Source organism: Micromonospora sp. USAFONa4, assembly GCF_057197825.1.
On the sequence record NZ_CM170072.1, the window covers coordinates 4,124,462 to 4,137,076 of the forward strand.

Genomic DNA, 12,615 nt, shown 5'->3' on the forward strand with positions numbered 1-12,615 from the left:
GATGAGCGGATTCGAGCGAAGCGAGCCCGTGTCATGACCGCCCCCGCCGCCTACCAGGTGTCGCACCTCGACGCGCTGGAGGCCGAGAGCATCTTCGTGATGCGCGAGGTGGTCGCCGAGATGGAGCGGCCGGTGCTGCTCTTCTCGGGCGGCAAGGACTCGATCGTGATGCTCCGGCTGGCCCAGAAGGCGTTCGCCCCGGCCAACATCCCGTTCCCGGTCATGCACGTGGACACCGGGCACAACTTCCCCGAGGTCCTGGAATACCGGGACCAGCGGGTCGCCGAGCTGGGGCTGCATCTGGTGGTGGCGAGCGTGCCGGAGGCGCTGGCCAGCGGGCTGGTGCGGGAGTCGGGCGACGGGATGCGCAACCGGATCCAGACGCCGGTGCTGCTGGACGCGGTGGAGAAGCACCGGTTCGACGCGCTCTTCGGCGGCGCCCGCCGCGACGAGGAGAAGGCCCGCGCCAAGGAGCGGGTGTTCAGCTTCCGCGACGAGTTCGGCCAGTGGGACCCGAAGAACCAGCGCCCGGAGCTGTGGTCGCTCTACAACGGCCGCCACCACCCGGGCGAGTCGATCCGGGTCTTCCCGCTGTCCAACTGGACCGAGCTGGACGTCTGGCACTACATCGCGCGCGAGCGCATCGCCCTGCCGTCGATCTACTACGCCCACGAGCGCGAGGTGGTCGAGCGCGACGGGATGCTCTACGCGGTCAACGAGTTCTTCCGCCCACGGGCGGGCGAGGACCGGTTCAAGGCGCGGGTGCGCTACCGGACGGTGGGCGACGCGTCCTGCACGGCGGCGGTCCGTTCCGACGCCGACACGGTCGAGAAGGTCATTGAGGAGGTCGCCGCCACCCGGATCACCGAGCGCGGCGCCACCCGGGGCGACGACCGGGTCAGCGAGGCCGCCATGGAGGACCGCAAGCGGGAGGGCTACTTCTGATGACCACCGAGACCGTCGCGCCCGACGGCGCGGACACGACGGACGGCCGGGCCGCCACCGGGGCCGGGCCGGAGGCCCGCCGCATGGACCTGCTGCGCTTCGCCACCGCCGGCAGCGTCGACGACGGCAAGTCGACCCTGATCGGCCGGCTGCTCTACGACACGAAGTCGCTCTTCACCGACCAGCTCGCCGCCGTCGAGGCGGTCAGCGCGGCCCGGGGCGACGAGTACACGAACCTGGCGCTGCTCACCGACGGCCTGCGGGCCGAGCGCGAGCAGGGCATCACGATCGACGTGGCGTACCGCTACTTCGCCACCCCCCGGCGCAAGTTCATCATCGCGGACACGCCGGGGCACATCCAGTACACCCGCAACATGGTCACCGGGGCGTCGACGGCCGACCTGGCGCTGATCCTGGTGGACGCCCGCAAGGGCCTGGTCGAGCAGTCCCGCCGGCACGCGTTCCTCTGCTCGCTGCTGCGCGTGCCGCACCTGGTCCTCTGCGTCAACAAGATGGACCTGGTCGACTTCTCGCAGGAGGTCTTCGAGCGGATCGCGGACGAGTTCACCGCGTTCGCCGCGAAGCTCGACGTGCCCGATCTGACGGTGGTGCCGATCTCGGCGCTGCGCGGCGACAACATCGTCGCCCGGTCGGAGAACATGCCCTGGTACGAGGGCCCGTCGCTGCTGCACCACCTGGAGCGGGTGCACATCGCGAGCGACCGCAACCTGGTCGACGTGCGGTTCCCGGTGCAGTACGTGATCCGCCCGCAGTCCACCACGGTCACCGACTACCGGGGCTACGCCGGCCAGGTCGCCTCCGGCGTGCTCAAGCCGGGCGACGAGGTGATGGTGCTGCCGTCCGGGTTCACCAGCCGGATCGCCGCCGTGGAGACCGCCGACGGCCCGGTCGCGGAGGCGTTCCCGCCGATGTCGGTGACCGTACGCCTGGAAGACGAGATCGACATCTCCCGGGGCGACATGATCTGCCGTCCGAACAACGCCCCGGCGGTGTCCCAGGACATCGAGGCGATGGTGTGCTGGATGGACGAGACCCGTCCGCTCCAGGTCGGCGGCAGGTACGCGATCAAGCACACCACCCGCTCCGCGCGGGCGATCGTACGCGCGCTGCACTACCGGCTGGACGTCAACTCGTTGCACCGCGACGAGTCCGCCGACGGGCTCAGGCTCAACGAGATCGGCCGGGTGCGGTTGCGGACCACGGTGCCGCTGCTCGCGGACGAGTACCGCCGCAACCGGACCACCGGCGGCTTCGTGATCATCGACGAGGCCACCAACCGCACGGTCGGCGCGGGGATGATCGTCGAGGCGCAGTGAGTCCCGCCGACGGGCGGGTGCCGACGCCCGCCCGTCGCCTGCCGGGCTGACCGCGCCCGGCGTAGGGCCCGGCCGGCAGCCGCCACTGCCCGCCGGGCGGCCGGCGGGCAGCCGCGTCGGTGCTCAGTCCAGCCGGGTCGCCCCGGGGCCGGGCAGGACGGTGACGTGGCCGGGCGCGGCGAAGCCCCGCTCGGCGTACGCGGCCGTGACGGCGGCGGCGACCGCGTCGGCCCGTTCCGCGTCGACGAGGGCGAGGACGCAGCCGCCGAAGCCGCCGCCGGTCATCCGGGCACCGAGCGCCCCGGCGCCCAGGGCCGCCTCGACGGCCGTGTCGATCTCCGGAACGGTGATCTCGAAGTCGTCGCGCATCGAGGCGTGCGAGGCGGTCAGCAGCGGGCCGATCTCGCGTACCCGCCCGGCGCGCAGCAGCGCGACCGTGTCGAGCACCCGCTGGTTCTCGGTGACGACGTGCCGTACCCGGCGGCGGGTCTCGTCCTCGTCGAGCCGGGCCAGGGCGTCGGCCAGAGCGTCGGTCGGGACGTCCCGCAGCGCCGCGACGCCGAGCAGCCCGGCGGCCCGCTCGCAGGAGCCGCGGCGGGCGGCGTACTCGCCGTCGGCGTGCCGGTGCGGGGCCCGGCTGTCGACGACCAGCACGGCGAGGCCGGCGGCGGCCAGGTCGAAGGGGACCTGCTCGACGGACTCGTCCCGGCAGTCGAGGAAGAGCGCGTGCCCGGCGCGGCACCGGATCACCGCCGACTGGTCCATGATCCCGGTCGGCGCGCCCACGTAGTCGTTCTCCGCCCGCTGGGCCAGCCGGGGCCGTCGCTCGGCGGGCAGGTCTAGCCCGCCCAGGTCGACCAGGGCGGCCAGCACGGCGGCCTCCAGCGCGGCCGAGGAGGACAGCCCGGCGCCCAGCGGCACGTCGGAGGCGATCGCCAGGCGCGCGCCGGGTGGCGTGTGCCCCGCCTCACGCAGCGCCCAGACGACCCCCGCCACGTACGCGCCCCAGCCGTCGACCCGGCCGGGCCCGGCCAGCTCGCCGGCGCCGAAGGCGACCGTCTCGCCGGTGAGCTCGGAGCAGACCGTCCAGGTGTCGCCGGGCTGCGGGGCGGCTGCCACCACCGTGCGCAGCGGCAGGGCGAAGGGGAGCACGAAGCCGTCGTTGTAGTCGGTGTGCTCGCCGATGAGGTTCGCCCGCCCGGGAGCCGCCCAGCGGCCGGCGGGCGGCTCGCCGTACGCCGAACGGAAGCCGGCGGTGGCGCGGGCCGCGACGTCGTCGGTCACCGCGGCCCCACGACGTGCGTGCGGTAGAAGGCCCAGGCGTCGGCGACGATGTCGGGCAGGGTCGGCTTCTGCGGCACCCAGCCCAGCTCCTCGCGGGCCAGCGCGGACGACGCGACCAGCTCGGCGGGGTCGCCCTCGCGGCGCGGCGCCACCTCGACCGGCACGGGGTGGCCGGTGACCTCGCGGACCACGTCGACCACCTGCCGGTTGGTGAAGCCGTTGCCGTTGCCCAGGTTGTAGATCCGGTGCTGGCCGGCGGTGGCGGCGCCGAGCGCCAGCAGGTGGGCGCGGGCCAGGTCGGCGACGTGGATGTAGTCGCGCACGCAGGTGCCGTCGACGGTCGGGTAGTCGTCGCCGAAGAGCTGGAGCTTCTCCCTCCTGCCGGCGGCCACCTCCAGCGCGATCGGGATCAGGTGGGTCTCGGGGTCGTGGCGCTCGCCGAGCGCGACGTCGCCGTCGAGGTACGCGCCGGCCACGTTGAAGTAGCGCAGCGAGACGGCGGCCAGGCCGTGCCCGATCGCCTCGGAGGTGAGGGCCATGTCGACGGCGAGCTTGGTGGCGCCGTACGTGTTGGTGGGGGCCTTGACGGCGGTCTCCGGGATCGGCAGCTCGGTGGGGTTGCCGTAGACGGCGGCGGTGGAGGAGAAGACCAGGCGGGGTACGCCGGCGGCCCGGACGGCGTCGATCAGGGCGATCGAGCCGACCGTGTTGGTGTGCCAGTAGAGCTCGGGCCTGGTCATCGACTCGCCGGCGGCGATCAGCGCGGCGAAGTGCAGCACCCCGTCGAAGCCCGCGCCCGGGGTGAGCACCCGCGCGGCGTCGTGGACGGACGCGTCGACGTACGTCGCGTCGGGGGCGAGCGCCTCCCGGTGGCCGGTGCGCAGGTCGTCGAGCACCACCACCTCGTGGCCGGCGTCGAGCAGCATCCGGGTCACCACGCTGCCGATGAAGCCGGCGCCGCCGGTGACGAGCAGTTTCACGTCGGTCTCCTCCTGCCTGGCCGCCCGGTCGCGGCCCGTGTCGTGATCACCCTACGGCCGGTCGCCCGGTGGCCGCCCTCCGTCGGCGACCTTGCCATTCCACCATGACTCACCAACTTCGAACAGAGCCGAACACGGACAGCCCGTTGGCGCCGTGCTGTCTACCATCACTGTCATGCGGGAAGCGGGTGCTCCCGGGCCGCGGCGACGCGCCCGGGACCGGCCACGCCGCGAACCGGGGCCGCTGCCCCGGGCCGTCGCCCGGATGGTGGTGCGCACCGCCGACGCCGCCACCCGGGCGGTGACGGCCCTGCTCGGCGCCAGCCCGGCGGCCGGCCGGGAGCGGATCAGCGAGGCGGAGCTGCGCGACCTGGTGGCCGCCAACACCCTGCTCGACCCGGTCGAGCGCCGGATCATCGACGAGGTGCTGGTCGCGGGCGCGAGCCTGGTCCGCGAGGTGATGATGCCGCGCACCGAGGTCGTCTTCCTCTCCGCCCGGCACACCATCGCCGAGGCGGAGCGGCTGGTCCGGGCCGAGACGCACACCCGCTACCCCGTCGTCGACGGCACCCACGACGACGTGGTCGGCTTCGTGCACCTGCGCGACGTGCTGCTCCGCCCCGACCTCGACCCCCGCACCACCGTCGGCGAGCTGACCCGGGAGGTGAAGCGGCTGCCCGGCAGCAAACGGGTGCTCGCCGCGCTCAGCGAGATGCGCCGGGAACGCCACCACCTCGCCGTGGTGGTCGACGAGTACGGCGGCACCGCCGGCATCGTCACCCTGGAGGACCTGATCGAGGAGCTGATCGGGGAGATCCACGACGAGTACGACACCGCCCCCGAGCCGGTGCACGCGGGCCTGCCCGCCGTGGTGGACGGCAGGCTCAACCTCGCCGACTTCGCCGAGCGCACCGGGGTGAGCCTGCCGCCCGGCCCGTACGAGACGGTCGGCGGATTCGTGATGGCCGCGCTGGGCCGGCTCCCGGTCGCCGGCGACGAGGTGCCGGTGACCGCCGGCCCGGCCGGCGACGGCGGCGCGGCACCCGACGACCCGTCCGGCGGATGGCTGCTGCGGGTGCTCACGCTGGAGGGGCGACGGGTGGCCCGGCTCACGGTCACCGCCGGGCGCCTGCCGGAGCCACGGCGCGAAGCCGCCGCCCCGACACCGACGGGGCGGAGCCGACCCGCCGGCCCGTCATGACGCGCACCGGGTCTTGCTGACAGAATTGCCGCCATGTCCGACGTACCCGCCCGCCCCCGCGTCTTCTCCGGCATCCAGCCGACGGCCGACTCGTTCCACCTCGGCAACTACCTGGGCGCCGTGCGGCACTGGGTGGCGTTGCAGGACACCCACGACGCCTACTACTGCGTGGTCGACCTGCACGCGATCACCGCGGGGCACGACCCGAAGACGCTCATGCAGCGCTCCCGGATGGCGGCCGCCCAGCTCTTCGCCGTCGGCCTCGACGCGGAGCGCAGCACGCTCTTCGTGCAGTCGCAGGTGCCCGAGCACTCGCAGCTCGCCTGGGTGCTGGGCTGCATCACGGGGTTCGGCGAGGCGAGCCGGATGACGCAGTTCAAGGACAAGTCGCAGAAGCAGGGCGGCGAGCGGGCGAGCGTGGGCCTGTTCACCTACCCGGTCCTGCAGGCCGCCGACATCCTGCTCTACCAGGCCAACGCCGTGCCGGTGGGCGAGGACCAGCGCCAGCACCTGGAGCTCTCCCGCGACCTGGCCCAGCGGTTCAACTCGCTGTTCGGGCCGACCCTGACGGTGCCCGCGCCGCACATCGTCAAGGACACCGCGAAGATCACCGACCTGCAGGACCCGACGGCCAAGATGTCGAAGTCGTCCTCGTCGCCGGCCGGCATCGTCAACCTGCTGGAGGATCCGGCCCGCTCGGCCAAGAAGATCCGTTCCGCGGTCACGGACACGGGGCGGGAGATCGTCTTCGACACCGAGACCAAGCCCGGCATCTCCAACCTGCTGACCATCTACTCGGCCCTGAGCGGGCGCAGCGTCGACGACCTGGTCGCCGCGTACGCCGGCAAGGGCTACGGCGACCTGAAGAAGGACCTCGGCGAGGTGGTGCGGGAGTTCGTCGGCCCGATCCAGGAGCGCACGCGGACCTACCTCGACGACCCGGCACAGCTGGACAAGCTGCTCGCCGCCGGCGCGGAGAAGGCCCGCGCGACCGCCGGCGAGACGCTGCGCACCGTGTACGAGCGGGTGGGCTTCTTCCCGCCGGTGCGCGGCGAGTAGCGCCCCGGCGCGACGGGTGAGGGCGGACGGGCCGGTGGCCGGAGGGATGACGCACAGCGTGGATCGCAGGGACGGGACGCCGGACGCCGGTGACACCATCGAGATCGGCATCGCGGTCGACATCCCGGAGCCGTGGGGCGGCATGCTCACCCGGCGGCGGGTCGAGGCCGGCGACCCTCGGGTCGTGCCCGCGCACGTGACCCTGCTCGGGCCGACCGAGATCCCGGTGGCGACGCTGCCGGCGGTGGAACGGCACCTCGGGGCGGTCGCCGCCGCCCACCTGCCGTTCACCCTGCACCTGCGGGGCACCGGCACGTTCCGGCCCGTCACCCAGGTCGTCTTCGTGGCGGTGGCCGCCGGGATCAGCGAGTGCGAGCTGCTCGCCGCCGCGATCAGCGCCGCCCCGGAGCTGCACCGCGAGACGCGCTTCCCGTACCACCCGCACGTCACGGTCGCGCAGGACGTCGCGCCGGAGGCGCTGGACAGGGCGTACGAGGACCTGGCCGACTTCTCGGCCATGTTCGAGGTCGAGGCGTTCACCCTCTTCTCGCACAGCGGGCAGACCCGGTGGCAGCCGCGCCGGGACTTCCGGCTGGGCGGCTGAGCGGTCGCCCGGGTGCGCCAAGAGCGCCACGGCGCCCGCTTCGCCGAAGCCGGTGCGCGCCGGAGGACCGCCGCCCGGTACGGGGCGGCGTCCGGTTGCCCGCGCGGGGGCGGAAGATCGGCGAGGATGACGGCGTGAACGTGCTGGGCCGCATCGAGGCGGGTATCGACAGCAGGATCAGCGCCGTGCGCCGCCGGTGGGGCGTCGCGGACCACCTGTGGCGGGCCGGCGTGCTCTACACCGACGTGCTGGGCGGGCGGCTGGCCGCCGCGATCGCCTACTACGGCTTCTTCGCGGTCTTCGCGCTGGCGCTGGTCGGGTACTCGATCTTCGGGGCCATCCTGGAGGACAACGACGAGGTCAGCGACGCCGCCGCCGACTTCCTCCGGGAGAACCTGCCGTTCCTCGACCCCGTGCAGATCGCCGACAGCAGCGGCACGGTCGGGGTGGTCGGCCTGATCATCCTGGCGTTCACCGGGATCGGCTGGGTCGAGGCGATCCGCTCCTCCCAGCGGCTCATGTACGGGCTCAACCAGCAACCGGGCAACCTGGTGGTCCGCCGCCTGGTCGACCTCGGCGTGCTGGTGGTCATCTTCGTGCTGCTCGGCGTCTCGGTGGCGGCGGTGGACACCCTGGAGTCGCTGCTGCGCTTCCTGCTGCGCAGCACCGGCTCGGCGGGCCTGACCACGGTCAGCGCGGTGCTCAGCGTGCTGATCAACGCGGTGCTGGCCACCCTGCTGCTGGTGGCGGTGCCGAGGCTGCGGATGACCCGGGCCCGGCTGCGCCCCGTGGTGCTGCTGGTCGCGGTCGGCATCACGCTGCTGAACACCGTCGGCCGCTTCTACGTGGTGCGCACCGAGCGGAACCCGGCGTACACGGTCGTGGCGGGCGCCGTGGGCCTGCTGCTCTACCTCTACCTGCTCAACCAGCTGGTGCTCTTCGGCGCGGCGCTGGCCGCGACCAGCCCGCGCGGTCGGGTGGTGGACCTGGCGGCGAGCCCGGCGCCGGCCGAGACGGACGCGGAGACGGATCCCGGCACCCCGGGCGGGGCCGGATGAGCGGGGGAGCGGGCGTGCGGATCTCGGTCGACCAGGCCTCGGCGGTGCCGCCGTACGAGCAGGTGCGCGGGCAGCTCGCGGAGCTGATCGGGACGGGCCGGTTGGCGGTGGGCACCCGGCTGCCCACCGTCCGAGCGTTCGCGGCCGACCTCGGGCTGGCGGTCAACACCGTGGCGCGGGCCTACCGGGAGCTGGAGGCGGCCGGTCTGCTGGAGACCCGCGGCCGGCACGGCACCTTCGTCGCGCCCGGGCGCGACGACGCGACCGACCGGTTGCAGCGGGTCGCGGCCGACTACGCCGCCGAGGCCGCCCGGTTGGGCGTGCCGCCCGCGGCGGCGCTGGCCCTGGTCCGCGCGGCGTTGGACGCGGCCCGGCCGGGCTGACGCGCGCGGAATGCCGACAGCCACGACGGCGGTGAATTAGGGGCGAATGCCTCCCGGCCCGGGGGCGTGACGGACCATGATGGGCGCGTGGGCGCACTCGTGACACTGGACCTGCCGGACGACTCGCCGATGCTCGGCCTGCCGTGGATCATCACCTTCGGCCCGCTCGGCGACGCCGACGAGTGGGAGCCGGTGGTCTGCGGCCCCTACGAGCGGCCGCACGCCCTCGCGCTGGCCGAGGCGATCGTCGCCGAGGAGCAGTTGATGGCGGTGGTCGAGCCGCTGCTGCCCGCGGTCTCGGCCGAGGAGATCCGGGGCGAGATCGCCGCGGCGCAGGTCGCCGCCGAGGACGAGGCGGCGCAGCTCGACCAGGCCGACCTCTACGGCGACTTCGAGGACACCATCGACGAGGAACTGGAGGCGGCGGCCGAGGAGGCCGACCGGGCGGAGCCGCTGGCCCCGCCCACCGAGGCCGAGCTGCGGGCCGCCTTCGGGCGCATCGCCGCGAAGCTCACCGGCGGCGCCTGAGCCCATCCGGGCGGACGCATCCAGATGGACGCCGGCGCCGCCGGAGCGGACTCCGATGACGCCGGCGCCACCTCACCCCCCACCACAAGGGGTCGATGGCCCAGTCGCCCGTCGGCGCGGGGCACGACGGACGACCAGGTCGATGACGGGTTACCCGCTCAGCGCCGTTCGAACCAGGCTGCCGCGTCGATTCCGAGCAGATGGCCGGAGCCCTGCCCGGTGAGCGGCTCGCTGGCGGCGATCGGCACGCCGTACCCGTCGATCAGGGCCGGCGCACCGCTGATGTTGACCACGCAGGTCAGCACGGTGTCGCCGGCGGCGCGGCTGAAGGCGAGCACGCCCGGCCCGGCCTCCAACCAGGTGACTGCGCCCGCGTCGGCGGCCAGCGCCGGGTGTTCCCGGCGGATCCGCAGCGCGGTGCGGTAGAGCTCCAGCGTCGAGCCGGGCACGCCGGCCTGGGCGGCGACCGAGAGGCCGCGCCAGGTCGCCGGGGCCGGCAGCCAGCTCAGCTCGCTGCCCTGCGGCCCGAAGCCGTACGGGGCCAGCTCGCCGCTCCACGGGATCGGCACCCGGCAACCGTCCCGGCTCTCGCCGGTGCGCAGGAACGCCGGGTCCTGGCGCAGCTCGTCCGGCAGGTCGAGCACCTCCGGCAGGCCCAGTTCCTCGCCCTGGTAGATGTAGGCGCAGCCGGGCAGGGCGAGCATGAGCAGGGTGGCGGCCCGCGCCCGGCGCAGCCCCTCGGCACCGTCGCCGTAGCGGGTTACGTGCCGCTGCTTGTCGTGGTTGGACAACACCCAGGTGGTGGGGGCGCCGACGATCGTCGACTCGGCGAGCGCGGTGTCGATGACCTTGCGGAACGAGTCGGCCGACCAGGTCGCGTCGAGGAAGTCGAAGCTGAACGCCTGGTGCAGCTCGTCCGGGCCGATGTAGCGGGCGAGGCGCTGCGGGGTCTCGGCCCACGCCTCGGCGACCGCCATCCGGCCGCCCGGGTAGCTGTCCAGGATCGGCCGCCAGGCGCGGTAGATCTCGTGCACCTCGTCCTGGTCGAAGTAGGGGAGCCGGCCCTTGCCGAGCAGTTCCGCCTGGCGCTGACCGGTGGTCATCGAGCTGAACCCGACGTCCGGCAGCCCCTCGGCCTTGATCATGCCGTGCGCCACGTCGATCCGGAAGCCGTCCACGCCCCGGTCGAGCCAGAAGCGCAGCACGCCCTCGAACTCGGTGCGCACCTCGGGGTGGCGCCAGTTCAGGTCCGGCTGGGCCGGGTCGAACAGGTGCAGGTACCACTGGCCGTCGTCGATCCGCGTCCAGGCGGGGCCGCCGAAGATGCTCTCCCAGTCGTTCGGGGGCAGTTCGCCGTTCTCGCCCCTGCCCTCGGCGAAGAGGTAGCGCTCGCGCTCGGCGGAGCCCGGTCCGGCGGCCAGCGCCGCCTGGAACCACGGGTGCCGGTCGGAGGTGTGGTTGGGCACCAGGTCGACGATGATCCGCAGGCCGAGGGCGTGCGCGTCGGTGATCATGTTGTCGAAGTCGGTGAGGGTGCCGAACATCGGGTCGACGTCGCGGTAGTCGGCGACGTCGTACCCGCCGTCGATCATCGGGGAGGTGTAGAAGGGGGTCAGCCAGAGGGCGTCCACCCCGAGGTCGCGCAGGTACGGCAGGCGCTCACGGATGCCCTGGAGGTCGCCGACGCCGTCGCCGTTGGAGTCGGCGAAGCTGCGTACGTACACCTGGTAGACGACCGCGGAGCGCCACCAGTCGTCGTCGGAGGTCAGCGGCGTGGGGTTGCTGACGGTCATCGGTGGCGTTCCCCGTTCTGTGGCGCGGGACGGCGGCACCCGGCGTGGCGCGGGTGCGGGTGCGGTGTCTGAGCAGAATGCCGCCCGTGACTGCAAGAGTCAAGCATTCCTTGCGCAAGAAATGGCGTGGGTCACGGCGCGCGGCGACCCTCGACCGCCCGGCCCTTGCGGGAGCGGGCCGTCGGGGCGGGCGGGGGCGGTCAGGCCGGGACGGCGAGCGCGGGCGGGGCCGGGCGCTGCCGCGTCGGGCCGCCCGGGGCCGACCGCGCGGCGTCGGTGGGCGCGACCGCGGTGGAGCCGCGCACCACCAGTTCCGGGCGGAACACGTACTCCGAGTGCGGGGCGGCGTGCCCGTTGATCTCGTCGACCAGGGCCCGCACGGCGGCGACGGCCATCGCGGCCACCGGCTGTCGCATGGTGGTCAGCGGCGGGTCGGTGAAGGCCATCAGCGGGGAGTCGTCGTAGCCGACCACCGACAGCTCGCCGGGCACCGACATGCCGCGCTGCCGGGCGGCCCGGATCGCGCCGAGCGCCATCAGGTCGGAGCCGCAGACGATGCCGGTGACGCCGCGCTCCAGCAGCCGGGCGGCGGCGGCCTCGCCACCCTCCACACCGAACAGGGAGAGCTCGGCCAGCTCGTCGAGGCCGGCCTCGTCGACGCCGACCAGCCGGCCCATCGCGGCCCGGAAGCCGGCCACGCGGCGCTGCACCGGCACGAACCGGTCCGGGCCGGTGATCAGGCCGATGCGGCGGTGCCCGAGCGCCACCAGGTGGGCCACGGCCAGCTCGGTGGCCTCGCCGTCGTCGCAGGAGACGAAGGGCGCGGGGATGCCGGGCGCGTACCCGTTGATCATCACGACGGGCAGCGGGCGGGCGATCAGGGCCCGGTAGCGGTCGTGGTTGGCGGCGGTGTCCGCGTGCAGGCCGGAGACGAAGACTATTCCGGAGACCTGCCGGTCCAGCAGCATCTCGACGTACTCGTCCTCGGTGACCCCGCCGGCCGTCTGGGTGCACAGCACGGGGGTGAAGCCGCTCTGCGCCAGGGTCGACTCGATCACCTGGGCGAAGGCGGGGAAGATCGGGTTGTCGAGTTCGGGGACCACCAGGCCCACGAGGCCGGCGCTGCGCTTGCGCAGCCGGGCCGGGCGCTCGTAACCGAGCACATCGAGGGCGGTGAGTACGGCTTGCCGGGTCTCGGGGGCCACTCCCGGGCGGTCGTTGAGCACCCGCGACACCGTGGCCTCGCTGACTTCGGCCTGTTGGGCGATGTCGGACAGTCGAGCGCGCATGGGCGCACTTTAGCTCAAAGGCAAGTTCTTGCGTACACTTCTGCAAGCCCTTCCATTCTCTGCAACCTCTTGCTAACGTCCCCGCAACACGCGAGAGCAGCGGCGCAGCACGCCCGGCGCCGGTTGGCAAGAAATTTACAGAGCTTCCACTGGC

The 12,615-nt window shown here is 73.6% G+C and carries 12 protein-coding genes; 8 read left to right on the forward strand and 4 right to left on the reverse strand.

The genetic code is table 11. From position 1 onward, the window contains the following. Positions 1 to 33 precede the first annotated feature (33 nt). Positions 34 to 945 carry a sulfate adenylyltransferase subunit CysD gene (gene cysD, locus AC0OO9_RS18355; protein ID WP_484511283.1) on the forward strand — a complete coding sequence of 304 codons (912 nt, stop codon included), beginning with the start codon at positions 34 to 36 and terminating at the stop codon, positions 943 to 945. Continuing rightward, positions 945 to 2,282: a sulfate adenylyltransferase subunit CysN gene (gene cysN / locus AC0OO9_RS18360; protein WP_484511284.1), complete on the forward strand. Its 1,338-nt coding sequence runs from the start codon at positions 945 to 947 to the stop codon at positions 2,280 to 2,282. Before cysD ends, cysN begins: the two co-directional genes overlap by 1 nt. A 123-nt stretch (positions 2,283 to 2,405) precedes the next feature. Here the strand turns inward: cysN and galK are convergent, their stop codons facing one another. Continuing rightward, entirely contained in the window at positions 2,406 to 3,566 is a 1,161-nt protein-coding gene (gene galK / locus AC0OO9_RS18365; RefSeq protein WP_484511285.1) for a galactokinase, read from the reverse strand. Next, positions 3,563 to 4,546 carry a UDP-glucose 4-epimerase GalE gene (galE, locus tag AC0OO9_RS18370; protein WP_484511286.1) on the reverse strand — a complete coding sequence of 328 codons (984 nt, stop codon included), beginning with the start codon at positions 4,544 to 4,546 and terminating at the stop codon, positions 3,563 to 3,565. Before galE ends, galK begins: the two co-directional genes overlap by 4 nt. A gap of 265 nt (positions 4,547 to 4,811) precedes the next feature. Between galE and AC0OO9_RS18375 the strand changes: the two genes are divergently transcribed. From AC0OO9_RS18375 to AC0OO9_RS18400, 6 genes are all read left to right on the forward strand, one after another. After that, positions 4,812 to 5,747, forward strand: a complete 936-nt coding sequence (locus AC0OO9_RS18375) for a hemolysin family protein (protein WP_484517977.1) — start codon at positions 4,812 to 4,814, stop codon at positions 5,745 to 5,747. A gap of 33 nt (positions 5,748 to 5,780) precedes the next feature. Then, entirely contained in the window at positions 5,781 to 6,806 is a 1,026-nt protein-coding gene (gene trpS / locus AC0OO9_RS18380) for a tryptophan--tRNA ligase (protein WP_151453452.1), read from the forward strand. A 46-nt stretch (positions 6,807 to 6,852) separates the two neighbouring features. Then, complete coding sequence (locus AC0OO9_RS18385; protein ID WP_421457189.1) at positions 6,853 to 7,410, forward strand: 2'-5' RNA ligase family protein; 558 nt, start codon at positions 6,853 to 6,855, stop codon at positions 7,408 to 7,410. Positions 7,411 to 7,544: 134 nt separating this feature from the next. Further along, positions 7,545 to 8,468, forward strand: a complete 924-nt coding sequence (locus tag AC0OO9_RS18390; protein ID WP_484511287.1) for a YihY/virulence factor BrkB family protein — start codon at positions 7,545 to 7,547, stop codon at positions 8,466 to 8,468. 14 nt (positions 8,469 to 8,482) lie between these two features. Continuing rightward, complete coding sequence (locus tag AC0OO9_RS18395; protein WP_393170328.1) at positions 8,483 to 8,851, forward strand: GntR family transcriptional regulator; 369 nt, start codon at positions 8,483 to 8,485, stop codon at positions 8,849 to 8,851. Between the two features lie 87 nt (positions 8,852 to 8,938). Then, positions 8,939 to 9,379 (forward strand): hypothetical protein, encoded by a 441-nt coding sequence (locus AC0OO9_RS18400; protein WP_484511288.1) that lies wholly within the window; start codon positions 8,939 to 8,941, stop codon positions 9,377 to 9,379. 158 nt (positions 9,380 to 9,537) lie between these two features. On the opposite strand, the gene AC0OO9_RS18405 is transcribed toward AC0OO9_RS18400, so the two are convergent. Both AC0OO9_RS18405 and AC0OO9_RS18410 read right to left on the reverse strand, forming a co-directional pair. Further along, on the reverse strand, positions 9,538 to 11,172 hold the full coding sequence (locus tag AC0OO9_RS18405) for a glycoside hydrolase family 13 protein (protein ID WP_484511289.1): 1,635 nt from the start codon (positions 11,170 to 11,172) through the stop codon (positions 9,538 to 9,540). A 200-nt stretch (positions 11,173 to 11,372) separates the two neighbouring features. Beyond that, positions 11,373 to 12,461: a LacI family DNA-binding transcriptional regulator gene (locus tag AC0OO9_RS18410; protein ID WP_484511290.1), complete on the reverse strand. Its 1,089-nt coding sequence runs from the start codon at positions 12,459 to 12,461 to the stop codon at positions 11,373 to 11,375. Positions 12,462 to 12,615: the final 154 nt, after the last annotated feature.